This window comes from Streptosporangium sp. CA-135522 (assembly GCF_050949235.1).
Lineage (GTDB): Bacteria > Actinomycetota > Actinomycetes > Streptosporangiales > Streptosporangiaceae > Streptosporangium.
The window spans coordinates 5,754,791-5,778,492 of record NZ_CP192026.1 but is presented as its reverse complement, the minus strand read 5'-3'; the positions used below and the strand labels follow the sequence as shown (position 1 = coordinate 5,778,492).

General features: G+C 73.5%; 20 protein-coding genes and 1 riboswitch. Of the genes, 11 read left to right on the top strand and 9 right to left on the bottom strand.

Features of this window, described 5'->3' with window-relative positions:
* Nucleotides 1-73: 73 nt before the first annotated feature.
* From hypF to ACQPYK_RS27470, 3 genes are all read right to left on the bottom strand, one after another.
* Nucleotides 74-2,347 carry a carbamoyltransferase HypF gene (hypF, locus tag ACQPYK_RS27480; RefSeq protein WP_433236670.1) on the bottom strand — a complete coding sequence of 758 codons (2,274 nt, stop codon included), beginning with the start codon at nt 2,345-2,347 and terminating at the stop codon, nt 74-76.
* 103 nt (nt 2,348-2,450) lie between these two features.
* Entirely contained in the window at nt 2,451-3,524 is a 1,074-nt protein-coding gene (locus ACQPYK_RS27475) for an LCP family protein (protein ID WP_433236668.1), read from the bottom strand.
* A 2-nt stretch (nt 3,525-3,526) separates the two neighbouring features.
* Nucleotides 3,527-4,108 carry an RNA polymerase sigma factor gene (locus ACQPYK_RS27470; RefSeq protein WP_433236666.1) on the bottom strand — a complete coding sequence of 194 codons (582 nt, stop codon included), beginning with the start codon at nt 4,106-4,108 and terminating at the stop codon, nt 3,527-3,529.
* A 405-nt stretch (nt 4,109-4,513) separates the two neighbouring features.
* Between ACQPYK_RS27470 and ACQPYK_RS27465 the strand changes: the two genes are divergently transcribed.
* The 8 genes from ACQPYK_RS27465 to cobM all read left to right on the top strand — a co-directional run bounded on the left by ACQPYK_RS27465 (nt 4,514) and on the right by cobM (nt 10,739).
* A complete protein-coding gene (locus ACQPYK_RS27465; protein WP_433236663.1) occupies nt 4,514-5,305 on the top strand; it encodes a hypothetical protein in 792 nt (263 codons plus the stop codon).
* The gene (locus tag ACQPYK_RS27460; RefSeq protein ID WP_433236660.1) at nt 5,302-5,592 is read left to right on the top strand and encodes a hypothetical protein; all 291 of its coding nucleotides are present in this window, start codon (nt 5,302-5,304) and stop codon (nt 5,590-5,592) included. The genes ACQPYK_RS27465 and ACQPYK_RS27460 overlap by 4 nt, the downstream gene beginning before the upstream one ends.
* A 39-nt stretch (nt 5,593-5,631) precedes the next feature.
* Nucleotides 5,632-7,137 (top strand): flavin monoamine oxidase family protein, encoded by a 1,506-nt coding sequence (locus ACQPYK_RS27455; protein WP_433236657.1) that lies wholly within the window; start codon nt 5,632-5,634, stop codon nt 7,135-7,137.
* An 86-nt stretch (nt 7,138-7,223) separates the two neighbouring features.
* A complete protein-coding gene (locus ACQPYK_RS27450) occupies nt 7,224-7,622 on the top strand; it encodes a TIGR03618 family F420-dependent PPOX class oxidoreductase (RefSeq protein WP_433236654.1) in 399 nt (132 codons plus the stop codon).
* Between the two features lie 76 nt (nt 7,623-7,698).
* Nucleotides 7,699-8,247, top strand: coding sequence for a peptide deformylase (gene def / locus ACQPYK_RS27445; protein WP_433236651.1), 549 nt, complete (start codon nt 7,699-7,701; stop codon nt 8,245-8,247).
* A gap of 54 nt (nt 8,248-8,301) precedes the next feature.
* Nucleotides 8,302-8,730, top strand: a complete 429-nt coding sequence (locus ACQPYK_RS27440; protein ID WP_433236648.1) for a TIGR03618 family F420-dependent PPOX class oxidoreductase — start codon at nt 8,302-8,304, stop codon at nt 8,728-8,730.
* On the top strand, nt 8,723-9,952 hold the full coding sequence (cbiE, locus tag ACQPYK_RS27435) for a precorrin-6y C5,15-methyltransferase (decarboxylating) subunit CbiE (RefSeq protein WP_433236645.1): 1,230 nt from the start codon (nt 8,723-8,725) through the stop codon (nt 9,950-9,952). Before ACQPYK_RS27440 ends, cbiE begins: the two co-directional genes overlap by 8 nt.
* Before the next feature lie 43 nt (nt 9,953-9,995).
* Nucleotides 9,996-10,739 (top strand): precorrin-4 C(11)-methyltransferase, encoded by a 744-nt coding sequence (gene cobM / locus ACQPYK_RS27430; protein ID WP_433236642.1) that lies wholly within the window; start codon nt 9,996-9,998, stop codon nt 10,737-10,739.
* A gap of 22 nt (nt 10,740-10,761) precedes the next feature.
* On the opposite strand, the gene ACQPYK_RS27425 is transcribed toward cobM, so the two are convergent.
* A complete protein-coding gene (locus ACQPYK_RS27425) occupies nt 10,762-11,835 on the bottom strand; it encodes a cobalt-precorrin-5B (C(1))-methyltransferase (protein ID WP_433236639.1) in 1,074 nt (357 codons plus the stop codon).
* A 59-nt stretch (nt 11,836-11,894) separates the two neighbouring features.
* Here ACQPYK_RS27425 and ACQPYK_RS27420 point away from each other — a divergent pair, with 59 nt between their 5' ends.
* Nucleotides 11,895-12,638: a cobalt-precorrin-6A reductase gene (locus ACQPYK_RS27420; protein ID WP_433236636.1), complete on the top strand. Its 744-nt coding sequence runs from the start codon at nt 11,895-11,897 to the stop codon at nt 12,636-12,638.
* A 71-nt stretch (nt 12,639-12,709) separates the two neighbouring features.
* Here ACQPYK_RS27420 and ACQPYK_RS27415 read toward each other — a convergent pair whose 3' ends face one another.
* The 3 genes from ACQPYK_RS27415 to ACQPYK_RS27405 are packed head-to-tail and all read right to left on the bottom strand — an operon-like array spanning nt 12,710 to nt 16,130.
* The gene (locus tag ACQPYK_RS27415) at nt 12,710-14,227 is read right to left on the bottom strand and encodes a precorrin-2 C(20)-methyltransferase (RefSeq protein ID WP_433236633.1); all 1,518 of its coding nucleotides are present in this window, start codon (nt 14,225-14,227) and stop codon (nt 12,710-12,712) included.
* A gap of 8 nt (nt 14,228-14,235) precedes the next feature.
* A complete protein-coding gene (locus ACQPYK_RS27410; protein WP_433236630.1) occupies nt 14,236-14,862 on the bottom strand; it encodes a precorrin-8X methylmutase in 627 nt (208 codons plus the stop codon).
* Nucleotides 14,859-16,130, bottom strand: coding sequence for a precorrin-3B synthase (locus ACQPYK_RS27405; RefSeq protein ID WP_433236627.1), 1,272 nt, complete (start codon nt 16,128-16,130; stop codon nt 14,859-14,861). The genes ACQPYK_RS27410 and ACQPYK_RS27405 overlap by 4 nt, the downstream gene beginning before the upstream one ends.
* Nucleotides 16,131-16,214: 84 nt before the next feature.
* A riboswitch (cobalamin riboswitch) is annotated at nt 16,215-16,404 on the top strand.
* 114 nt (nt 16,405-16,518) lie between these two features.
* Here ACQPYK_RS27405 and cobN point away from each other — a divergent pair.
* Nucleotides 16,519-20,121 (top strand): cobaltochelatase subunit CobN, encoded by a 3,603-nt coding sequence (gene cobN / locus ACQPYK_RS27400; protein WP_433236624.1) that lies wholly within the window; start codon nt 16,519-16,521, stop codon nt 20,119-20,121.
* 292 nt (nt 20,122-20,413) lie between these two features.
* On the top strand, nt 20,414-21,010 hold the full coding sequence (locus ACQPYK_RS27395; RefSeq protein ID WP_433236621.1) for a hypothetical protein: 597 nt from the start codon (nt 20,414-20,416) through the stop codon (nt 21,008-21,010).
* 113 nt (nt 21,011-21,123) lie between these two features.
* Here the strand turns inward: ACQPYK_RS27395 and ACQPYK_RS27390 are convergent, their stop codons facing one another.
* Entirely contained in the window at nt 21,124-22,323 is a 1,200-nt protein-coding gene (locus ACQPYK_RS27390; protein WP_433236618.1) for an SMI1/KNR4 family protein, read from the bottom strand.
* 54 nt (nt 22,324-22,377) lie between these two features.
* A complete protein-coding gene (gene lysA, locus ACQPYK_RS27385; protein WP_433236615.1) occupies nt 22,378-23,658 on the bottom strand; it encodes a diaminopimelate decarboxylase in 1,281 nt (426 codons plus the stop codon).
* Between the last annotated feature and the right edge of the window lie 44 nt (nt 23,659-23,702).

Sequence of the window (23,702 nt, the reverse complement as noted above, 5' to 3'; positions counted from 1 at the left end):
TGCCCATGGCCGGTCCGCCGACCCGTCGCCTTCCGGGTGCGATCCGTCGCCTTCCGGCGGCCGGGGCCGGTGGTCAGCCCCGCCGGTCCCGGGCGCCGGCCACGGCGGCCTGGCCCAGGCTGATCCCGCCGTCGTTCGGCGGCACGCGCCTGTGCAGCAGCACGTGGAAGCCGCGCTCCTCCAGCAGGGCGGTGGCCCGCTCCAGCAGCAGGACGTTCTGGAACACCCCGCCCGACAACGCCACCGTGGACAGGCCGCTCGTCTCCCGGAGGCGGGCGCAGCCCTCGGCGACGACGCGGGCGATCGCGTTGTGGAAGCGTGCGGAGACCGTCGCCGGCTCCGTGCCCGCCCGCAGATCGTCGGCCGCCGCCCGGACCAGGTCGGCGCCGGGCACGGTGAACGGCGCCTCGCCCGACAGGCGGCAGCCGTACGCGCCCGCCTCCCGCGGATCGGCGAGCTGCTCCCACTCGACCGCCGCCTGCCCCTCGTAGTTGATCTCGTCGCGGACGCCGGCGATCGTCGCCACCGCGTCGAACAGCCGGCCCATGCTCGAGGTGCGGGGCGCGTTCACACCGCGGCGGCCGAGCGCGGTGACGTTCTCCCAGGCCGCCGCGTTGCGCCGCACCACGTCCAGGTCGCCGGGGACGTCGCCGTCGTAGGCGAGGTCGAGATAGGCCGCTGCCATGCGCCACGGCTGCCTGATCGCCGCCGCGCCTCCCGGCATCGGCACCGTGGCCAGGTGACCGGCCCGCTCGAACCCGGCCAGATCGGCGAGCAGGAACTCGCCGCCCCACAGCGTCGCGTCCGGGCCGTACCCGAGCCCGTCGAAGGCCACCCCGATCACCGGCCCCGCCGCCCCGTTGTCGGCCAGGCACGAGGCGATGTGCGCGTGGTGGTGCTGTACCGCGACCAGATCGACCCCCTCCTGCGCGAGCGCGTACTTGGTGGACAGGTATTCCGGATGCAGATCGTGGGCGACGACCTCGGGAGTGATGTCGAACAGCCGCCGGAAGTGGCCGACACCCTCGGTGAAGGACCGGTACGTCTCGTAGTTCTCCAGGTCGCCGATGTGGTGGGACACGAACGCGTGCCGGCCCCTGGCGACGCAGAAGGTGTGCTTCAATTCGGCGCCGCAGGCGAGGACGGGGCGGGGGAAGTCCCAGGCGAGCGGGAGCGGATGCGGGACATGACCCCGGGATCGCCGGATCGGCAGATCGCCGCCGCGGAAGACGCGGACGACCGAGTCGTCGGTGCGCATGTGGATCGGCCGCTCATGGGTGAGGAAGGCGTCGGCGATGCCGCCCAGCCGCGTCACGGCGTCGTCGTCGAGGTAGGCGATCGGTTCGTCGGAGACGTTGCCACTGGTCAGCACGGCCGGCACGCCCAGCCGCCGCAGCAGCAGGTGATGCAGCGGGGTGTAGGCGAGCATCACACCGAGCCACCGGCTGCCCGGCGCCACCGACGGCGCCACCCGCGCCCGCGGGTGGCGCCGCAGCAGCACGATCGGGCGGGACCGGTCGGTGAGCAGCCGCTCGGCGGCCTCGTCGACCTCGCACAGCCGCCGCGCCCCGGCCAGATCGGACACCATGACCGCGAAGGGCTTGTCCTCGCGGTGCTTGCGGGAACGCAGCGCCGCCACCGCCGGCTCGCAGGCGGCGACCGCGGCCAGGTGGTACCCGCCGAGTCCCTTGACCGCCACCACCTTCCCCTCCCGCAGCAGCCGCGCGGTCTCCGCCAGGGGATCCCCGGCGACCTGCCCGCCGCCGCGGTCGAGCAGCCGCAGCCGCGGCCCGCAGGCCGGACAGCACACCGGCTGGGCGTGGAAGCGCCGGTCGGCCGGATCGTGGTATTCCCGCGCGCAGTCCTCACACATGGTGAAGACCGCCATCGTGGTGTTCGGTCTGTCGTAGGGCACCTCCTTGACGATCGTGAACCGGGGCCCGCAGTTGGTGCAGTTGATAAAGGCGTAGCCGTGGCGGCGATCGGCCGGGTCGTCCATCTCGCGCAGGCAGTCCGCGCAGGTGGCCATGTCCGGCGAGATGAGCGTCCGCCGCCGCCCGCCCGTGGCGCTGCGCGCGATGGCGAACCCCGTCTCGCCCGTGGCGGGAACCGGGCGCGAACTGATCCGCTCGACCACCGCCAGCGGCGGGGCGTCCGCGCCGAGCGTCGCGGTGAACTCCTCGACCAGCGCGGGCGCCCCCTCGATCTCGATGAACACGCCGCGCTCGTCGTTTCCGACCAGCCCGGCGAGGCCCAGCCTCGTGGCGAGGCCGTACACGAAGGGGCGGAACCCGACCCCCTGCACGACGCCCTCGACTCTGATCACGGAGCGCACACGTCTGCTCACCTGCGAATTGTCCATCGGAGGCGGGAGACGCCGCAACGAGGCCGCGCGGGCGGGCGCCGTGTCCCCGCCCGGGCCGGCCGGGCGCGGACACGGCGAGGAGGGCCTACCGGGCGTCCTTCCCGATCGAGGCGAACAGCTCGCCGGCGGCGGGCTGGGCCCATTCGAGCCGGTGGCGGTCGAGCCTGAACGGGCGGACGGGGACGGTGACGAACGTCACGGCGTCCGGCCCGGTGCCATCCAGGCTCAGCGCGATCGCCCGCATCGTGCGCAGGTCCAGCGTCGCGTCGGTCTTGATCCACTTGGCGGCCTCGCCGAGAAAGGCCGACAGCCGTACGGGATCGGCCGGCAGCGTCGCCGCCTTCTTCACCAGCACGCTCATCAACTGCTGCTGGCGCCTGATCCGTGCCAGGTCGGAGCCGTCGCCGAGCGAGTAGCGGACTCTCGCATAGGCCAGCGCCTGGGCGCCGCCGAGCAGATGTCTTCCCGCGGGAAGCCGCAGCTTCGCGTGGCGGTCGTCCACGGGCTTCGGCAGGGTGACCTCCACCCCGCCGAGCGCGTCGACCATGCCCTTGAAGCCGGAGAAGTCGATCTCCACCGCGTGGTCGACGCGAACCCTCGTCGTGGACTCGACCGCCTTCCAGGCGCAGGACAGGCCGCCCGACAGGAACGCCGAGTTGATCATCCCCGTCCGGGCGGGGACGGTCCCCCCCTTGGGGGATGTGCAGGGGGGGAGCTCGACCATCGAGTCCCGGGGGATGTTGACGACGGTGATCCTCCCGCGGTCGGCGGGCAGGTGCAGCAGGATCATGGTGTCGCTGCGCGCTCCGGGGAAGCGGTGGCGGGGCACGCCGGCCTCGCCGTCGGTCCCGACGACGAGCACGTTGAGCGCCTCGTTCTGCTTGTCCGGGCGCTCTCCCTGCGGGCTCGGCACGGGCTCGCGCCCGCTCAGGAGCGGCAGGGAGCCGCCCCCGCTCAGGAGCACGGTGGGAACGACCACGGTGACGGCGGTGACCCCGGCGGCCAGCCCGAGCATCGCCCAGCCGCGCGCCGCGCGGGGCGGTCGCCGCCAGGGGCGGGCGGAGGCGTCCAGCAGGCGTCCCCGCTGCCGCGCGAGCGTGACCGGTGGCTCGTGTTCCAGTTCGCGGCCGAGGTCGCGGAGCATCGTCAGATCGTCCATGGTCACTCCTCCTCGTGCATCGGGTTGGTGTCGCCGAGCGCCGCGCGGACCTTGCGACGGGCTCTGTTCAGCCGGGACCGCACGGTGCCGACCGGGATGTCGAGGGCTCGCGCGACCTCCTCGTACGACAGGTCGCCCCAGGCGATCAGTAGCAGGACGTCGCGGTCTTTGGCCGGCAGCCCGGCCAGCGCGCTGGTGAGCGCCGGGCGGGACGCCTGGGCGGTGACCCCGGCGGACACCTGGTCGGCCGGGCCTTCCACGGTGTCTTCCGCGGTGCTGCGCTGCAGCGCCCGGTAGCGGGCGCCCTCGGTGCGATGGTGCCGGGAGACGAGCTTGGTGGCGATGCCGAACAGCCAGGGGCGCGCGTCGGCGTAGGCCGGGTCGTAGCGCGACCGGCGGGCGAAGGCGATCAGGAACGTCTCGCCGACCAGGTCCTCGGCGGCTTCGGGGCCCAGCCGGCGGGAGAGATATCGGTAGAGCATTTCGGAATAGCGGTCGAACAGGGCGGCGAACGCCTCCGGATCGGTCAGGGACGCGCCGATGAGATCGCGGTCATCGGTGCGGACGGTGGGCGGTGCGGTCATCGTGTGCACCATGGCATGAAGGTCGGCCTTTCCGCGGGAGAAGTGGTCAGCGATGTCTCGCCACAACCCTCCGTTCCGGTTCACGCTCACGCCCGCCGGCCGCGACCGGCGCGGATCGGCCGGCGGCGCTCTTCCGCTTGGAGTCGCGGGCCGTCTCCGGCGCCGCGGCAGGCCCGACCGCTTTCGGAACGGGCGACCGGATGATAGAACGATGGGTGACCGATCATCAACAGTGAGTAATATTTCCTGTATGTGGCGAATGTCCATTCCGTGTCGGCCGGAAAGCTGACCGGAGCGTCGCAGGTCCGTTACTCTCCGTTGTATTCTTGTGACCTTCTGTATCGCCCCTTGTCGGGGCCGTGCAGTCGAGCTGTGTGCGCTGGTCAGCGGAGGCGAGGAGACACGATGACACCTGGTCCCGATCCCGGCTGGTCCGGGACGGATCCCCTCCGGCAGATCCACGCCGCGGCGGCCGAGCTCGCGTGGACGGCGGACGAGATCAGGGAGATCTGCGCGCGCACGACGGCCACGCTGACCGCCGCCGCCACGCGCTCCCCCGGCTTCCCGGCCGGGATCCACTGGAGCCTGCTGCGCGCGCTGACCAACCGCGCCGGGCTCGGCTACGCCTTCGAGGGCGGGCGGTTCGGCGGTTCGGCGGCGCGCCTGGGCGCGCTCGCCGGGCGCAGCAGCCTCGCCACGCTGGTCGCCGGCACCTCCGTGCGGCTGCGGATCGCCGCCGTGCTGCACCAGCATCCGGAACTGGCCGCCGACCCCGTCATACGCCGCCTGCTCGACGCGGTCGGCGCCGATCGCGACGTCGAGGCCATCCGGGCTGTCAGGGCCCTGTTCAGGGAGAAGGGCGCCACACGGGCGATCGGCGCCATCGCGCCGCTGCTCGGCGAGGTGCTCGCGATGCGGGCGCTGCTCGGTGAGAACTCCTTCGGTGACCGGACCACCCGGCCCGCGGCGACGGGCCTGGCCTCCCGCGCCGGGTCGCCGTCCGGCGTCCTCGGCAGGGCGGCCCGGAGACGGTACGGCGGCGGGGACGGGGGCGCCGCCGCGCCGGCCGAGCAGGGTCCCGGAACGGCCGCTTGGGGGAGACCTCTCCCGGGCGCGGTGCTCGCCGGGCTCGTGCTCGCCGGGCTCGTGGCCGTCGTCGTGTGGCGCCGGCGCGCCGGCCGGGCCTCACGCGGATGACGGGGACGTCAGGGACGTCAGGGACGCCGGGGACGCCGGCGACCCCCGGATACGGCGCGCTCGCCGAGCAACTGGCCGCCGACGCCGCGCGCCTGGCCGACCACGCGGTCAGGCTGAGCGACCTCGCCGCGCGCGTCCGCGGCAATCCGATCGTGCCCGCGTGGTTCGGCGATCTGATCGAGGGCCAGATCGCCCGCTGCGCCGCCGCCTCGGCGGACCTCACCCGAGCCGCCGAGGCCACCCGCGACCGCGCGGTCAGGGAATGCGACCGCGCCGGGGAGGGGTGAGGCGGCCGGTGCCGACGAAACCGTTTCCAAGGAGGTTCCATGTCCGCTGACCCGCACACCCCCCGCCTCGACCCGGCCTCCCCCGATCGCGGCCTCGACCACGCCTCCCTCGATCCCGGTCACGAGCGGGTTCCCCCGCACCTGGTCAGAACGGCGCGGGACGGCCTGCCGGCCCGGCAGGACACGCCGAAGCGGGTCCTGGTCATCGGGGCGGGGATGGCGGGCCTGGTCACGGCCTACGAGCTGATGCGCCAGGGGCACGACCCCGTCGTGCTGGAGGCGCAGCAGCGCGTGGGCGGCCGCGTCCACACCCTGCGTGATTTCGCGGAGGGACTGTACGCCGAGGCCGGAGCCATGCGCGTTCCCCGCGTCCACGAGCTGACCCTGGCTTACTGCCGTGAGTTCGGGCTGACCCTGCGGCCCTTCGTCATGGGCAATCCCAAGGCCCTCGCCTTCGTCCAGGGCAGGCGCATGACGATGGAGAGCCTCAACGCCGATCCGGGCCTGGTGGACTTCGAACTGGCCGAGCACGAACGCGGCAGGACCTACGAGGAGCTGTGGAACGCCGCCACCGCTGAGATCCGGGAGCGCTACGCCAGCGAGGGAGACGCCGCGCTCGACCGTCTCTGCGCCGACTACGACCATCACTCGATCCGCAGCTTCCTGCACGAGCGGGGCTTCTCCCAGGGCGCCGTCGAGCTCTACGGGATCATGAGCTTTCGCGAGTCGAATCTCAACGCCGCGGTGATCGAGCAGTTCCGGGAGATCATTGGCCGGGCGTTCGAAGACATGCAGGAGATCGTCGGGGGGACCGACCGGCTGCCCCTCGCCTTCTACAGGCGCCTCAAGGACCGCGTGCGCTTCGGCCACGAGGTGCACGCGATCGAGCAGGACGACCGTTCGGTCACCGTGCACGTCAGGACCGCCGCGGGCCGCACCGTGATGACGGGCGACTACGCCGTGTGCACCGTGCCCTTCTCCGTGCTGCGTGACATCGAGGTGCGACCCGCGTTCACCCGGCGCAAGCAGCGGGCGATCAGGGAGCTCAACTACAACGCCTCGACCAAGATCCTGTTTCAGGTGCGCGAGCGATTCTGGGAGCGCACCGACGGGATCGTCGGCGGGACCACCGTGACCGACCTGCCCGTCCGCAGGATCTGCTATCCCTCCCACTCCGACCCCGACGAGCGCAGGGGCGTCCTGCTGGCCAGCTACACCTGGGGCCAGGACGCGCTGCGGTGGGGGGCCATGAGCGCGGACAAACGGATCCAGCAGGCCGTGGAGGACGTCGCGAAGGTCCATCCGGAGATCATCGACACCTTCGAGTTCGGGATCAGTCACGCCTGGTACGAGGATCCCTTCGCGGCCGGCGCCTTCGCCCTCTTCGAGCCGCACCAGCAGACGACCCTGCACGAGGCGATCGTCCAGCCGGAAGGCCGCGTCCACTTCGCCGGCGAGCACTGCTCGCTCTGGCACGCCTGGATCGAGGGCGCCCTGGAATCGGGTCTCCGCGCCGCGGCGGTCGTCCACGACAGCCCGTCCTGAGCGCTTCGCCCGGGGGCGGTGGAATTGATCGGCCGGAGGTGCTGTTCGATTGATCCGTAGGCACACCGCTGATCGTGGAGGTCCTCATGGGAAAGCTGAACGACGACGCCAAAGAGCTGCTCAGCCAGCCGATCCACGCCTGGGTGACGACCGTCCGGCCTGACGGCTCGCTGCACGGCACCGTCGTGTGGGTGGACGTCGACGGAGACGACGTCGTCTTCAACACCGCCGTCGGCCGGGCCAAGGAGCGCCACCTGCGCAACGATCCCCGGGTCTCGGTGAGCGTCCTGGACCCCAAGGACGCCTTCCACCTGGTCAGCGTCTCGGGCACCGCGGAGCTGGAGCTCGAGGGCGCGGACACGGTCATCGACGGTCTGGCGAAGAAATACCTCGGGGTGGACAGCTACCCCTACCGGCAGCCGGGCGAGCAGCGCATCACGGTCCGGGTGAAGCCCGACCAGGTGATCTACAGCGCCGGGAGCTGAACGGCGTTCTCCAGGGCGGCCGGGGGCGCCGGTAGGCTGCTGCGACCGACACGCGACGACCTTGGAGGCGTTCCACATGGAGACAAGCGGCGAGGGCACGGCCAGGCCGATCACGTTCGTCGGCCGGCCGGTGCTGCACCGCCCGTGTGAGACCGTGACCCGCTTCGACGACGACCTCGCCACGCTGGTGGCGGACATGTTCGCCAGCATGTACGCCGCCGAGGGTGTGGGTCTCGCGGCCAACCAGATCGGGGTCGGTCTGCGCGTGTTCGTCTACGACTGCCCGGACGAGACCGAGACGTACCGCAAGGGAGTCGTGGTCAACCCCACCCTGGTCATGCCCGCGCCACACGAGCAGCACCTCGACGACTACGACGAGGGCTGCCTTTCGGTGCCGGGACAACGGGCGTCGCTGGCCAGGCCGGACCGTGCCGTGGTGCACGGGTTCGACGTGACCGGCGCCCCCGTTACGGTGGAGGGAACCGGGTTGCTGGCCCGTTGCCTGCAGCACGAGACCGACCACCTTGAGGGTCGCCTCTACATCGACCGGCTCCCCGCCGAGCGGCGCGAGCAGGTCCTGGCGGCCTACGAGCAGGAGCGCGACCGGGCGAGCCTGGCAGGCTGAGCGGTTCCGGATCCGGTGGAGGCGATCCTCCGCCGGATCCGTCGTCCGGCTACCATGTCGCCCGGTAACAGGACATCGGGGAAGGGCTGGGCGTTGAAGGATCTCGGAGACGGCTTCCGCGCCTTCTGGCGGGAGCGTCACCTGTGCACGCTGACCACGGTGCGGGCCGACGGCACGCCGCACGTCGTCCCGGTGGGAGCGACGCTGGACATCGACTCCGGGATCGCCCGGGTGATCACGTCGGGCGGCTCGCACAAGGTCCGTCACGTGCGCGCCGCCGGAGAAGAGGGTGCGGCGGTCGCGATCTGCCAGGTGGACGGGCGCCGCTGGTCCACCCTGGAGGGACGCGCGGTGATCCGCGACGACCCCGGGGCGGTCGCCGACGCCGAGCGCCGTTACGCCGAGCGCTACCGCGAACCCCGCGCGAACCCGGCCCGGGTCGTGATCGAGATCCGCGTCACCCGAGTGCTGGGCAATGTCTGACCTCGTCACGGTCGTCGGCATCGGAGCCGACGGATGGGCGGGCCTGTCCACGGCGGCGCGGCGCGAGCTGCACGCGGCGGAGGTCCTGATGGGCAGCGCCCGCCAGCTCGTGCTGATCCCCGAGCCGACCGCCGAACGCGTCGTCTGGCCCTCGCCGATGCTTCCGGCCCTGCCCGCGCTGATCGCCTCCCACCAGGGCCGCCGGGTGTGCGTGCTGGCCAGCGGCGACCCCATGTTCCACGGCGTCGGCACGACGCTGGTGCGGTTGCTCGGCGCGGACCGGGTCAGGGTGCTGCCGCATCCGTCGTCGGTCTCCCTGGCCTGCGCCAGGCTCGGCTGGGCCGCCGACCAGGTCGAGGTGGTCAGCGTCGTGTCGCGGCCGGTCGAGTCGGTGCACGCCGCCGTCCACGACGGCCGCCGGGTGCTGGTCCTCAGCGCCGACGGCCGCACCCCGGCTCAGGTCGCCGCGCTGCTCGCCACGCGCGGGTACGGCCAGAGCCCGATGACGGTGCTGGAGCGGCTCGGCGCCGCCGAGGAGCGGGTGATCTCCGCTACGGCGGGCGGCTGGTCCCTGCCGGTGGCCCACGACCTCAACGTCGTCGCCGTGGAGTGCCGGGCCGCCGCCGGGACCGTTCCCCTGCCCCGTGTGCCGGGCCTGCCGGATGAGGCGTTCGAGCACGACGGGCAGCTGACCAAGAGCGAGGTGCGCGCGGTGACCCTGTCCCGGCTCGCGCCCGTCCCCGGTGAGCTGCTGTGGGACGTCGGCGCCGGGGCGGGCAGCATCGCGATCGAGTGGATGCGCGGCCACCCGGCCAACCGCGCGGTGGCGGTGGAGAGCCACCCCGAGCGGGTCGCCCGCATCTCCCGCAACGCCGCGGGTCTGGGCGTACCCGGCCTGAACGTGGTGGCCGGGGCCGCCCCCGCGGCACTGGCCGGGCTGCAACCGCCCGACGCCGCCTTCATCGGCGGCGGGGTGACCGTTCCCGGGGTGGTGGAGAGCTGCTGGGCGGCGCTGCGACCCGGCGGCAGGCTGGTCGCCAACGCGGTGACCGTGGAGTCGGAGGCCGTACTCGCCTCCTGGCACGGCGAGCTCGGCGGCGACCTGGTCCGGCTGGCGGTCAGCAGGGCGGCCCCGGTCGGCGGTTTCACCGGCTGGCGGCCCATGATGCCGGTGACGATCTGGACGGTGACCAAACCGGTCGCCGCGGACGCCGGGCAGTGACGACGCGTGACGGGCGATCGCCCGTTCCGATGGAGGACGAACGATGACGGTGCGCTTCATCGGGGCGGGGCCCGGCGCCGCCGACCTGATCACCTTGCGGGGGCAGCGGGCGGTCGCGTCCTCCCCGGTGTGCCTGTACGCCGGGTCCCTGGTCCCGGCCGAAGTGCTGGAATGCTGCCCGCCGGGGGCACGGCTGGTGGACACGGCGAGGATGGCGCTGGAGGAGATCGTGGCGGAGATGCTCGCCGCCCACCAGGCAGGTCACGACGTGGCCCGGCTGCACTCCGGCGACCCGTCGGTGTTCAGCGCGATGGCCGAGCAGATGCGGCGGCTGGACGCGGCGGGGGTGCCCTACGAGGTGGTTCCCGGCGTGCCGGCGTTCGCGGCGGCGGCGGCGTCGCTGAAGCGGGAGCTCACCGTGCCCGGTGTGGGCCAGACGATCGTGCTGACCAGGACCTCGGTGCGCGCCACGCCCATGCCGGAGGGGGAGGATCTGGACACACTCGGCCGTAGCCGGGCCACGATGGTGCTCCACCTGGCCGTGCAGCGCATCGAGGCGGTCGCCGAGGAGCTGACGCCCAACTACGGCGCCGACTGCCCCGTGGCCGTGGTGGCCCGGGCCAGCCGGGACGACGAGGTGATCCTGCGGGGCACCCTGGCCGACATCGCCGACAAGGTCCGCGCCGCCGGGGTCGTCCGCACCGCGGTGATCGTGGTCGGCCGCGTGCTGACCGCCTCGGAGTTCCCCGACAGCCACCTGTACTCCGCGGCCCGCTGTCGTGACTGAACCCGGCGCCTGCCGCGCCGGGTCAGCCCGCGCGGCCGACGATCACGCCGGCGCGGTCGATGACCACCACGTCCACCGCCACGGGCGCCTCGCGCAGCACGCCGACCGCCGTCAGCCGGGCGCGTTCGGCGACCAGGTCGCCCAGCGGCAGGCCCGACTCCTGGCAGAGCCGCAGCGCGTGCAGGGCCGTGTTGGCGGCCCGCACCCGACCGGCCAGCTCCTCGTCCCCGCCCGCCGAACGGACGATCTCGGCGAGCATGTCCGGATTGACCTGCGAGCGACCCGAGTGAAGGTCCAGATGACCGTCGGCGAGCTTGGACAGCTTGCCGATGCCTCCGGCGACGGTCAGCCGCGGCACGGGATGCCTGCGCAGATACTTCAGCACGGCTCCCGCGAAGTCGCCCATGTCGAGCAGCGCGTCCTCCGGCAGCCCGTACAGCTCGGCCGCGACCTTCTCCGAGGTGCTTCCGGTGCATCCGGCGACGTGCCGGCGCCCCGCCGCCCTGGCCACGTCGATGCCGCGCCGGATGCTGTCGATCCAGGCCGAACAGGAGTAGGGCACCACGATCCCGGTCGTGCCCAGGATGGACAGCCCGCCCAGGATCCCCAGCCGGGGATTCCAGGTCCTCCTGGCCAGTTCCTCGCCGTGCTCCACCGAGATCTCCACGATCACGTCGCCGCTGCCGCCGTACCGGGCGGCCACGTCGGCGACGTGCTCGCGCATCATCCGCCGGGGGACCGGGTTGATGGCCGGCTCACCCACCTCCAGCGGGAGCCCCGGCTTGGTGACGGTGCCGACCCCGGGGCCGGCGGCGAACACCACGCCGGTGCCGGGGGCGCCGTGCCGTACCGTCGAGGAGATCAGCGCGCCGTGCGTCACGTCGGGGTCGTCGCCGGCGTCCTTGACCACCGCGGCCATGGCGACGCCGCCCAGCAGCTCCTCCCCGGCCAGCGCGAACGCCGGACGCTGCCCTTTGGGCAGCAGGATCTCCACCGGGTCGGGGAAGTCGCCGGTCAGCAACGCGGTGTAGGCGGCCGTGGTGGCCGCGGTCGCGCACGCGCCGGTGGTCCATCCGTGGCGTAGGGGTGTGCTCATGGTTCGAGCGTCGATCGGTGCGGCAGGGCGCTGCCCTGCGCCGGAGGAAAGGTGACGGTGTGCTGAACATCCTGGTGCTGGGCGGCACGGACGAGGCCAGGCGGCTGGCCGCCGCGCTCGCCGGTCGTGCCGGGACGCACGTGGTGTCCTCGCTGGCGGGGCGGGTGCGCGATCCCAAGCTGCCGGTGGGGGAGGTGCACGAGGGCGGTTTCGGCGGTCCGGGCGGGCTTGAGGCGTGGATCGGCGAGCGCCGGATCGACGTCGTCGTGGACGCCACACACCCCTTCGCCGCCCGGATGACCGCCTCGGCGGTCGAGGCGACCGGCCGGGCCGGGGTGCCGCTGCTGGTCCTGCGGCGGCCGGGCTGGCAGGAGGCCCCCGGTGACGACTGGCGCTGGGTGCCGTCGCTCGCGGCGGCCGCCGAACTCCTCCCGGCGCTGGGGGAACGGGTCTTCCTGACCACCGGGCGCCGGAGCCTGCCGGTCTTCGCCGGCCTCGACGACCTGTGGTTCCTCGCCCGCTCGGTGGATCCGCCGGAGCCGCCCGCGCCGCGCCGCCTGGAGGTGCTGCTCAGCCGCGGCCCCTTCACCGTGGCGGGGGAGCTGGCGCTCATGCGTCACTACCGCGTGGACATGCTGGTCACCAAGGACAGCGGAGGCGAGATGACCACGGCCAAGCTGCTCGCGGCCCGCGAACTCGGGCTTCCGGTCGTGATCGTACGGCGGCCGCCGCACCCCGACGGCGTCCCCGCCGCGGGGACGGTCGAGGAGGCCCTCGCCTGGCTGGAGGCGGCCATCGCCTAGGGGGCGGCGACGCGCCCGGCCGGGCACGCCGCGCGGGGCGGAGCCGTCCGGCCGGGGGCGCGCGAGACCGTTCACGCCGGGTAGCGGCGGGGAGTGAACACCACCTGGCCGCCGTCGCCCCGTTCGACCACCCGGGTGGTGGAGGATCCCACCAGCAGCAGGCAGCGCATGTCCACCGTCGCCGGATCGAGCTCGGCGAGGGTGGTGACGGTCATGCTCTCCCCGGCTCCGCCGACGTCGCGGCCGATGACCACGGGCGTCTGCGGCGCGCGGTGCTCCAGCAGCAGGTCCCGGGCGGCGGCCACCTGCCACGTGCGGCTCTTGGAGGCGGGGTTGTAGATCGCCAGGACCAGGTCGGCCTTCGCCGCGGCGGTGATCCTGCCGGCGACGACCTCCCACGGCTTGAGCAGGTCCGACAGCGACAGCACGCAGTAGTCGTGGCCGAGCGGCGCGCCGGCACGGCTGGCCACCGCGTGCGCGGCGGTCAGGCCCGGCAGCACCCGCACCGGGACGTCGGCGAAGCGGGGTTCGCAGGCCACCTCGAGCACCGCGCTGGCCATCGCGAACACCCCCGGATCGCCCGAGGAGACCACGGCCACCCGCGACCCGGCGACGGCCAGTTCCAGCGCGTGCGCGGCCCGCTCGGCCTCCACCCGGTTGTCCGTGGGGTGACGGCGCTGGCGCGGGTTCGGCGGGACCCGGTCGAGGTAGGGGCCGTACCCGACGAGCTCGTCGGCGCCCGCCAGGGCGTCCTGCGCCTCCGGGGTCAGCCATGGCCGTCCGGCGGGACCGAGGCCGACCACGACCACCTCGCCGGGGCCACCGGCAGAGGCCGCGGGTTCCGCCTCCCGCGCGGGTTCGGCCCGCGCGGCGTTGACCGGGCTCGGGATCAGCGCCAGCGAGAAGTACGGCACGCTGTCGGGATCCACCTCGGCGAGCGGAGCCAGGCGCTGGCTGCCGGTGGTGGCGCGCTCCACGTACCAGGCCTCGTCGAGGCGGCCGGCCTGGACCAGCGCGTCGCGCACCTTGGTGAACGTCCGGCCGAGTTTGAGGACCGCCGCCGAGTCGGTGGCGGCCAGGCGCTCGGCCAGGACCTCGGCAGGAAGCGTTCCCGGCAGCACGGTGAGCATCTCGTCCCGTTCGACCAGCGGCCGTCCGAGGACCGCCGCGGCGCCGCTCACGGAGGTCACGCCGGGCACCACCTCGGTGACGTAGCGGTGGGACAGGCGCTTGTGCATGTGCATGTACGAGCCGTAGAAGAGCGGGTCGCCCTCGCACAGCACCACCACGTCCCGGCCCGCGTCCAGATGGGCGGCCAGCCGTACCGCGCAGTCGGCGTAGAAGTCGTCGATGGCGCCCTGATAGCCGCCCGGGTGGTCGGTGGTCTCCGTGGTGAGCGGGTAGATCAGGGCTTCCTCGATCTGGCCGTCCCGCAGGTACGGCGCGGCCACCGAACGGGCGATGCTCCGGCCGTGGCGGGCGCTGTGGAAGGCGATCACGCCCGCCTCGCCGAGGAGGCGGGCGGTCTTGACGGTCACCAGCTCCGGATCGCCGGGCCCGAGTCCCACTCCCCACAGACGTCCAGTCACGATGTCCCTCACTCTTCCTCGCTCGCGATCGCGTTGACCGCGGCGGCGGTCATCGCGCTGCCGCCCCGGCGGCCGTGCACGACCAGGTACTCCAGGCCTGCCGGATGCTCGGCGAGGGCTTGTTTGGACTCGGCGGCGCCGATGAAGCCGACCGGGATCCCGAGCACGGCGGCCGGTCGGCCGGCACCCTCCTCGATCATCTCCAGCAGCCGGAACAGCGCGGTCGGGGCGTTGCCGACGGCGACCACGGAGCCCTCCAGCCGCTCGCGCCACAGCTCCAGCGCGGCGGCGCTGCGGGTGGTGCCCAGCCGCTCGGCGAGCTCGGGCACGCCCGGCTCTCCCAGCGTGCAGATCACCTCGTTACCGGCCGGCAGGCGGCGGCGGGTCACCCCGGAGGCGACCATCATCGCGTCGCACAGCACCGGGGCGCCCGCGCGCAGGGCCGCGCGCGCCGACGCCACGACGCCGGGCGACCACCCGACATCGGTGACGAGATCGACCATCCCGCAGGCGTGGATCATGCGGACCGTCACCTGGGCGACGTCCGCGGGCATGCCGCTCAGATCGGCTTCCGCGCGTATGGTGGCGAAGGAACGGCGGTAGATCTCCGCGCCGTCACGGACGTAGTCGATCACGTTTCCCCTCTGACGGCCGCCAGCGCGGCCGTGGTCTGCTCGATGTCGGCACAGGTCAGGCTCCGGCCGTCCAGGTCCAGGCGGTATCCGGCGCCGGTGGCGACCACGTCCGCGACCCGTCCTCTGGGACGGCCGCAGCGTCTGTCGCAGCCCGCCCAGTGCACGGGGAGCGTACCGGTGCGCGGTGAATCCGCCACACGGGGGGCGATCGTCCCCGGTGTCCCGGCTGTCGGTTCGGCGCCGGGCGCGGTGGCGCGGGCCGCGTCGGCCTGCACGTCGGCCAGGGACTTGGCGCAGCCCGGACGCCCGGTGCAGGCCGTCACGCCGATCCACGGCGATTCGGGGTCGGTGACCAGGCCGGCGTCCGCCAGCCGGGCGACCGCCCGGGGAAGTCCGGCGCGGTCCAGGCCGGGCAGGACCACCCCTCGCCACGGCGTCAGCCGTACCTCCCCGCCGGCGGCCAGTTCGGCCAGGAGCTCCGCCTGGGCGGAGGTCAGCCGCCCCAGCGGTACCGCGACGCCCAGGGCCACCCCGCCGCCGGGTCGCCCGACGGCTCCCACCGGGCCCCCCGCGGCCGGCGGCGGCTCGGCCCGCATCCGCTCCGCGGGCGGGACGAGCCGTGGCGGGCCGGCGGAGCCGGTCTCCAGAGCGATGCGCACCCGGGTCGCGACCGGCTCCACACCGCCGGGCAACTCGCCGATCCGCCAGGCGTGCACGTCCCGGACGGCCAGCTCCGCCAGGAACGCCTCGGCGGCGGCGAGCAGGGCGGCGACCGCCGAGGCGAGCGGCACGCGCAGACCGCTGTCGGCGCCCGCGAGGATCAGCGCGGTCTCCTGCGCGCCGGTCGGCAGGATCGCGGCGTCGGGGTCGAGCCAGGCCACGTCGCCCCGGCCGTCGTCGAGCGCGAACAGGAAACGTCCGGGCAGTTCGGCGAGGGCGGGCCGGGCGCACAGCCGCCGGTCCAGGTCGGCGACCAGCGGGCCGACGTCCAGCGTCCCCGCCGCGTCGCAGCCGGTGAGCGGGGAGGCCAGGATGTTGCGGATGCGCTCATGGGTGAGCGACGGCAGCAGCCCGGCCGCCGCCATGCGCGCGGCGAATCCGCTCTCCTCGCCGAGTCCGCGCACCTGCACGTTCGCCCGGGAGGTCAGCTCGATGACACCGGTCCCGCAGGCGGTGGCGGCGTCGGCGAGTTCGCGCAGCTGGGAGGCCGTCAGCCGGCCGCCGGGGACTCTGATCCGCGCCAGGCCGCCGTCGGCGGCGGCGTGCACCTGAAGCGCCCCGGGACATGCGTCGAGTCGCGATCGTCCAGAAAAGTCGCCAATGACCACGCTGAGGATGTTAACGCCAGTTTCTTGCAATGAACGGGACTGCCGTAGTCTCATCGATGGCGACGGCAAAGGGAGGAAGCCGGTGTGAATCCGGCGCGGTCCCGCCACTGTAACCGGGGAGCGAACCCCACCCAGGCCACTGTCCGGCGACGGACGGGAAGGCCGGGGGGAGCACCGATCCGGGAGCCAGGAGACTCCAGCCGTCGTAGCCGACGACGACCCGGGGCGAGGACCCCGAGGGAGGAAGCCCCGTGCGTTTTCCGCCGTTCCCGTGCCACCCCATGGCGCCGCCGAGCCCCGCCGCCCCGCTTCCGGCGGAGCGTGGCGCATGATCCTCCTGCTCTCGACCTCCGACACCGACCTGCTCAGCGCCCGCGCCGGCGGCGCCGACTACCGGCTGGGCAACCCCGCCCGGCTCACCGCCGAGGACCTGCCCCCCCTTCTGGAGGGTGCCGACCTGGTCGTGGTCCGGCTGCTCGGTGGGCGCCGCGCCTGGGAGGAGGGCCTGGACGCCCTGCTCGCCGGCCCCCGTCCCGTCGTCGTGCTCGGCGGGGAGCAGGCGCCCGACGCCGAGCTGATGGAGCTGTCCACCGTGCCGGGCGGGGTCTGCGCCGAGGCGCACGCCTATCTCGCCCACGGCGGCCCGGCCAACCTCGCCGAGCTGTACCGGTTCCTGTCCGACACCCTGCTGCTGACCGGGCACGGCTTCGCCGCCCCCGCGCCCACCCCCGGCTGGGGTGTCCTGGAGCGCCGGGCGCGTCGCGAGGACGGGCCGGCCGTCGGGGTGCTCTACTACCGGGCCCACCACGTCGCAGGCAACACCGCCTTCGTCGAGACCCTCTGCTCGGCGGTCGAGGACGCGGGCGGCCGGGCGCTGCCCGTCTACTGCGCCTCGCTGCGCACCGCGGAACCCGGCCTGCTGGAGGTCCTCCGTACGGTGGACGCCCTGGTGGTGACCGTGCTCGCGGCCGGCGGCACCCGCCCGGCCACCGCCTCGGCCGGCGGGGACGACGAAGCCTGGGACGTCGGCGCGCTCGCCGAGCTGGACGTGCCGATCCTGCAGGGCCTGTGCCTGACGAGCAGCCGGGCGTCCTGGGAGGACAACGACGACGGCCTGTCTCCGCTCGACGCGGCCACCCAGGTCGCGATCCCCGAGTTCGACGGCCGGATCATCACGGTGCCGTTCTCCTTCAAGGAGATCGACCAGGACGGGCTGACCGTCTACGTGGCCGATCCGGAGCGGGCCTCGCGGGTGGCCGGCATCGCGGTACGGCACGCCGTGCTCCGGCACGTCCCACCCGGCGAGCGGCGAATCGTGCTGATGCTGTCGGCCTACCCCACCAAGCACTCGCGGATCGGCAACGCCGTGGGCCTGGACACCCCCGCGAGCCTGGTGCGGCTGCTGGCCGCGATGCGCGAGCGCGGCTACGACATCGGTGCCGAGGGCGAGCTGCCGGGCGTGGCCGAGCAGGACGGCGACGCGCTGATCCACGCGCTGATCGCGGCCGGCGGGCAGGACCAGGAGTGGCTCACCGAGGAGCGGCTTGCCGGCAACCCGGTGCGCATCGCGGCGAGCCGGTACGCCCGGTGGTACGGCACGCTGCCGGCGGACCTGCGGGCCGGGATGGAGGAGCACTGGGGCCCCGCGCCGGGCGAGCTGTTCGTGGACAGGACGCACGACCCGGACGGCGAGATCGTGCTGGCCGCGCTGCGCGCCGGGAACGTCGTGGTCATGGTGCAGCCGCCGCGCGGCTTCGGGGAGAACCCCATCGCGATCTACCACGACCCCGACCTGCCGCCCAGCCACCACTACCTGGCGGCCTACCGCTGGCTGGCCGACGGCTTCGGCGCGCACGCCGTGGTGCACGTGGGCAAGCACGGCAATCTGGAGTGGCTGCCCGGCAAGTCCGCCGGGCTGTCGGCCTCCTGCGGTCCCGACGCCGCGCTCGGCGACCTGCCGTTGATCTACCCGTTCCTGGTCAACGACCCCGGCGAGGGCACCCAGGCCAAGCGCCGCGCCCACGCGACCCTGGTCGACCACCTCGTCCCGCCGATGGCCCGCGCCGACACCTACGGCGACATGGCGCGGCTGGAGCAGCTGCTCGACGAGCACGCGTCCATCGCCGCGATGGATCCGGCGAAGCTCCCGGCGATCCGCGCCCAGATCTGGACCCTGATCCAGGCGGCCAGGCTCGATCACGATCTGGGCATCGACGACCGTCCCCACGACGCCGAGTTCGACGACTTCCTGCTGCACGTCGACGGCTGGCTGTGCGAGGTCAAGGACGTCCAGATCCGCGACGGCCTCCACGTGCTGGGCGCCGCCCCCGAGGGCGGGACCCGCGTCGACCTGGTGCTCGCCATGCTGCGCGCCCGCCAGATGTGGGCGGGCGGCGAGGCCTTCCCCGGGCTCCGCGAGGCCCTGGGCCTGGCCGAGGACGGCACGGCGGGCCGGATCGGCACGGACGAGGCCGAATCCCTCGCCCGCGCGCTGGTCGAGGCCATGGAGGAGCGGGCCTGGGATCCGGCCGCCGCCGCCGAGGCGACCTCCACCGTCCTGGCCGCCACCTCGGCGGACCTCGGGCTGGTGGAGCGGATCCTGCGCTTCGCGGCCACCGAGGTCGTGCCCCGGCTGGCGCGGACCACGGACGAGATCGAGGCGATCCTGCACGCCCTCGACGGCGGCTACGTGCCGGCGGGGCCGAGCGGGTCGCCGCTGCGCGGGCTGATCAACGTGCTTCCCACCGGCCGTAACTTCTACTCGGTCGACCCCAAGGCGGTGCCGAGCAGGCTGGCCTGGGAGACCGGGCAGGCGATGGCCGACTCCCTGCTGGAGCGCTACCGGGCCGACACCGGCCACTGGCCTCGCTCGGTCGGGCTGTCGGTCTGGGGGACCAGCGCCATGCGCACCGCCGGGGACGACGTGGCCGAGGTGCTCGCGCTGCTCGGCGTGCGGCCGGTGTGGGACGAGGCGTCACGGCGGGTCACCGGGCTGGAGCCGATCTCCGCCGAGGAACTCGGGCGCCCGCGTGTGGACGTGACGGTCCGGATCAGCGGATTCTTCCGGGACGCGTTCCCGCACGTCGTGGCCATGCTGGACGACGCGGTACGGCTGGCCGCCGGGCTGGAGGAGCCGGCGGAGCTCAACTACGTCCGGGCGCACGTCCTGGCCGACAGGGAGATCCACGGCGACGAGCGCCGGGCCACCATGCGGATCTTCGGCTCCCGGCCGGGGGCCTACGGCGCCGGGCTGCTGCCGCTCATCGACAGCCGCAACTGGCGCGACGACGCCGACCTCGCCGAGGTCTACGCGGTGTGGGGCGGTTTCGCCTACGGCCGCGGGGTCGACGGGGTCCCGGCCAGGCAGGACATGGAGACGGCCTACCGGCGGATCGCGGTGGCGGCCAAGAACGTCGACACCCGCGAGCACGACATCGCCGACTCCGACGACTACTTCCAGTACCACGGCGGCATGATCGCCACCGTCCGCGCCCTCACCGGGAAGGCACCGGCCGCCTACATCGGCGACAGCACCCGCCCGGACGCGGTCCGCACCCGGACACTCTCGGAGGAGACCTCCAGGATCTTCCGTGCCCGGGTGGTCAACCCCCGCTGGCTGGCCGCCATGCGCAGGCACGGCTACAAGGGCGCCTTCGAGCTCGCCGCCACCGTCGACTACCTGTTCGGCTACGACGCCACCACCGGCGTGGTCGCCGACTGGATGTACGACAAGCTGGCCGCGACCTACGTCCTGGACCAGGAGAACCAGGACTTCCTGGCCCGCTCCAACCCGTGGGCGCTGCACGGCATCGCCGAGCGGCTGCTGGAGGCGGCGAACCGGGGCATGTGGGAGCACCCCGACCCCGACATCCTGCGCGATCTCCAGGAGGTCTACCTCAAGTCGGAGGGAGACCTGGAGGACGGCGCCTGACCTCGCCGGCCCGTCCGGGCCGGGCATCTCCGGCGCGCTCGCGCGTGATGCCCGGCCTGCCGGGCTTCCCCGCCGCGGCTGCCGCTCCGGCCATGTCCTTGACGTCTTTGGCGCCCTTGGCCGTGCCTTCGGCCGCGGCCCTGGCTCGGATGACAGCCGCCTGCTCCGTCACCTCGTCGTCGGGTCCGCCCGTCCCGGCGGGTGCGCACTTCCTGCCATGGGATCGCCTGCGATTCGCAACATCTCCGAGGTTTCGCGCGTCGAAGTCATCGTGAACTCACATACCGAGCGCATGAGCAGCCCGAGGGCCCGCCGATTCCGAGTCTGGGCGAGCACCGCCGCCCTCGCCACCTCACTGGCGACGATTCCGGGTGCAGGCGTCGCCGGCGCGGCCACCGTGGAGAGTGCGGCGGCACAGGCCACCGCCGCCACCGCGAGGAAGACCGGCCAGGCCGCCGACCGGCTGGACCGGATCGACTGGGCGGCCGTGGTGGAGCCGTCGCTGAACTGCCCTGAGCCGGGGCCGAATGCCACCTGGTACGTCGTGCGCGCCCGCGTCGCGGCCGTCGGCGACCTTACCCGTGACGGACGGCGCGAGACCGTCGTCGTGTCGTCGTGCCCGAGCCCGACGTCGAGCAATCCTCTGATCGCTTTCGTCTACGACGGCGCCTCCGGGAGCCAGACCCCCCACCTGCTCGGGAAACTCGGCAAGAACCGCTACTTCAAGTCCCTGAAGACCACGATTCGCCACGGGCGGGTGCACCTGCGAGGCAAGGCGGTCAGCCGCCAGGCCCCCAACTGCTGTCCGGATCTGATCGTCAGCCAGACCTACGCGTGGAACGGCACGAAGTTCCGCAGGACGACCGAGAAGGCGACCCGCATCTCCTGAGCCCCTGCCCCCACATCTCGCCGGCGCGAGGGCGGCGACGACCGATCGTCCACCGCGTCCTCACCGAGAACGACGCCACGGAGCCCACGGCCGGGGTCGCCGTCAGAGCCTGGTCAGCCGGTGGCGATCGCGTCGAAGCGGGGCGCGTCGGTGGAGTGTCCCCAGCGGCGGCACTCCCAGGCCAGGCGCCGGGCGCGGAGCCGTAGCGCGATGGGGGCGCGGTCGGCGGGAGACGAGTGGCTCACCGATCCGAGTCCTCTCCCGATCGGGGCGTCGGCGCGCAGGACCTCCTCGGCGGACGAGGGGTCGCCGGTCAGCACCCGCAGGAGGGCGCGGCGTACGTAGCCGAAGTCGTCGTCGGGACAGTGCGCGATGTGCTCCTCGGTCGCCGCGCACGCGTCGTCCAGTCGGCTCTGCGTCACAAGCAGCTCGACCCGCAGGCGGCGCAGCCACGCGCCCTCGAACGGCCGGCCGCACCGCGGGATCGTGTGTTCCACGATGGTCAGGGCGTCGGTGATCCCGCCTTCCTCGCGCAGGAGCACGGCCTCCGCGAGCGCGATGGGCACCTCGTAGTCCGCCGCGGCGCCGACCGCGCGGGCCTGGGCGAGGAGGTCGCGGGCGTCGCCGTGGCGGTGTTCGTAAAGGGCCAGGTAGACCCGCCTGAGCAGCCGTAGGACCTTTACCTCCGGCCGTTCGTCACCGCCGGCGAGCGGCGGCGGGAGAAGGAGGAGCAACCGGCGGTCAACGCTCCAGCCGGTCTCGTCGCGCACGGTGACCTCGATCCGTTCACCCAGCACCTCGCGCAGCGAACTCTCCAGCCAGCCGTGGTACCACGCGCCGAACGACTCGGCCTCGGGGGCCAGCACCTCGCCGACGCACGTCCAGTCGCCCCAGACCTGGCCCGCGGCGGGGCCGTTGACGACGAGGTGAGAGCGGTAGCCGCAGCCGTGCTCGGCGACCGCCAGCAGCCCCTCGAACGCGGCCTCCATGGCGTCGTCGTAGTCCTCGTCGTCCGAGTCGGGCGGCTCCCACTCCTTCGTGAACGGGAACGGGCGGAACCGCGCCCAGGCGCCGTCCGGCCGCAACCCGTGGACCCCGTAGTACGGGCCGGCGCCGCCGTTGCCGAGCCGAGTCAGGAACGCGCGGTAGTCGGCCGGAAAGCGCACCCCGATCCGCGCCTCGACGGCCTCCAACATGGCCTCGTCGAGCGGCGGCTCGAACCGGTAGCGGTGCTCGCGGGCGCCGAAGAGGCCGAAATCAGTGTCGTACTCACTGAGCGCGTCGATGCCGCGCCGGATGACGTCCAGATCCACAGCGGCACCTTAGGGCATCGACGCACGGGGACCGTACAGCCGTGCTCGTCTGCGTCAGACGTAGAGACCGAGCAGGTCTTCCTCGGTCTCCCGGCGCACGATCACCCTGGCCGCCCCGTCGCGGACGGCGACCACCGGGGGCCGCGTCACGTGGTTGTAGTTGCTCGCCATCGACCGCTGGTAGGCACCCGAGGCGGGGATCGCCAGCAGGTCGCCGGGCCGTACATCGGCCGGCAGCGGCAGGTCGCGGACGAGCACGTCGCCGCTCTCGCAGTGCCTGCCGACCACGGTGACCTCGCGTGGCGGGGCCTGTGAGGCGCGGGAGGCCAGGAGCGCGGTGTAGGCGGCGCCGTACATGGCGGGACGCGGGTTGTCGCTCATCCCCCCGTCGACGCTGACATAGGTGTTGACGCCGGGGATCTCCTTGACCGTGCCCACCTCGTAGAGGGCGACGGCGGTGGGCCCGGCGATCGAGCGGCCCGGCTCCACGGCGAGCCGCAGGTGGGCCGGCACGACCTCGCGCAGCGCCGCGACCACCTCGGCCGGGCGTGGCGGGACCGGGTCGCCGGGCCGGTAGACGATGCCCAGCCCGCCGCCGAGATCGAGCTTGGGGATCGTCACGCCGTGTTCGCGCTCGACGGCCCGCAGGAAACCGGCCATCCGGCGGGCGGCCAGGGTGAAGCCGCCCAGGTCGGTGATCTGCGAGCCGATGTGGGAGTGCAGCCCGGTCAGCTCCAGTGAGGAGGCGGCCAGAACCCGCCGGACCGCCTCGGCCGCCAGGCCGGCGCCGAGCGAGAATCCGAACTTCGAGTCGTCGCCGCCGGTGGCGATGAACTCGTGGGTGTGCGCCTCCACCCCGGGGGTGACCCGGATCATCACGCTCTGCCGTACTCCGGCCTCGGCGGCGATGACGGTCAGGCGCTCGATCTCGGCGAAGGAGTCCACGACCACGCAGCCGACGCCCCAGGCGACGGCGCGGCGCAGCTCGGCCACCGACTTGTTGTTGCCGTGGAAGACCGCCCGCGCGGGATCCATGCCCCCGGCCACGGCCACGGCCAGCTCGCCTCCGGTGCACACGTCGAGGCAGAGCCCGTCGGCGTCCAGCCAGCGCACCACCTCCGGACACAGGAAGGCCTTGCCGCCGTAGTGCACCTCCCCGTCGGGAAGCGCCTCGCGCCATTCGGCGCAGCGGCTCCGGAACTCCTCCTCGTCCAGGAGGTAGGCGGGTGTGCCGAACTCGGCGGCGAGTTCCCGCACGCCGACCCCGCCGATGCGCAGTTCCCCGCCGGTCCATGCCGCCGTGCGCGGCCAGCCGTTCTCGATCGCCAAGTTCATGGGGACGAAGGTAGAGGTTCAGGGCTTTTGTCCGGTCTAAGCAT

Excerpts from the sequence above, each read along its gene's own strand:
- ACQPYK_RS27460 (WP_433236660.1), top strand. The coding sequence starts at position 5,302 with ATGACGGGGACGTCAGGGACGTCAGGGACGCCGGGGACGCCGGCGACC.
- ACQPYK_RS27440 (WP_433236648.1), top strand. The coding sequence starts at position 8,302 with ATGTCGCCCGGTAACAGGACATCGGGGAAGGGCTGGGCGTTGAAGGAT.
- cbiE (WP_433236645.1), top strand. The coding sequence starts at position 8,723 with ATGTCTGACCTCGTCACGGTCGTCGGCATCGGAGCCGACGGATGGGCG.
- ACQPYK_RS27465 (WP_433236663.1), top strand. The coding sequence starts at position 4,514 with ATGACACCTGGTCCCGATCCCGGCTGGTCCGGGACGGATCCCCTCCGG.
- lysA (WP_433236615.1), bottom strand. The coding sequence starts at position 23,658 with ATGAACTTGGCGATCGAGAACGGCTGGCCGCGCACGGCGGCATGGACC.
- ACQPYK_RS27470 (WP_433236666.1), bottom strand. The coding sequence starts at position 4,108 with ATGACCGCACCGCCCACCGTCCGCACCGATGACCGCGATCTCATCGGC.
- ACQPYK_RS27475 (WP_433236668.1), bottom strand. The coding sequence starts at position 3,524 with ATGGACGATCTGACGATGCTCCGCGACCTCGGCCGCGAACTGGAACAC.
- def (WP_433236651.1), top strand. The coding sequence starts at position 7,699 with ATGGAGACAAGCGGCGAGGGCACGGCCAGGCCGATCACGTTCGTCGGC.
- ACQPYK_RS27450 (WP_433236654.1), top strand. The coding sequence starts at position 7,224 with ATGGGAAAGCTGAACGACGACGCCAAAGAGCTGCTCAGCCAGCCGATC.
- cobN (WP_433236624.1), top strand. The coding sequence starts at position 16,519 with ATGATCCTCCTGCTCTCGACCTCCGACACCGACCTGCTCAGCGCCCGC.
- ACQPYK_RS27395 (WP_433236621.1), top strand. The coding sequence starts at position 20,414 with ATGAGCAGCCCGAGGGCCCGCCGATTCCGAGTCTGGGCGAGCACCGCC.
- ACQPYK_RS27455 (WP_433236657.1), top strand. The coding sequence starts at position 5,632 with ATGTCCGCTGACCCGCACACCCCCCGCCTCGACCCGGCCTCCCCCGAT.
- cobM (WP_433236642.1), top strand. The coding sequence starts at position 9,996 with ATGACGGTGCGCTTCATCGGGGCGGGGCCCGGCGCCGCCGACCTGATC.
- ACQPYK_RS27425 (WP_433236639.1), bottom strand. The coding sequence starts at position 11,835 with ATGAGCACACCCCTACGCCACGGATGGACCACCGGCGCGTGCGCGACC.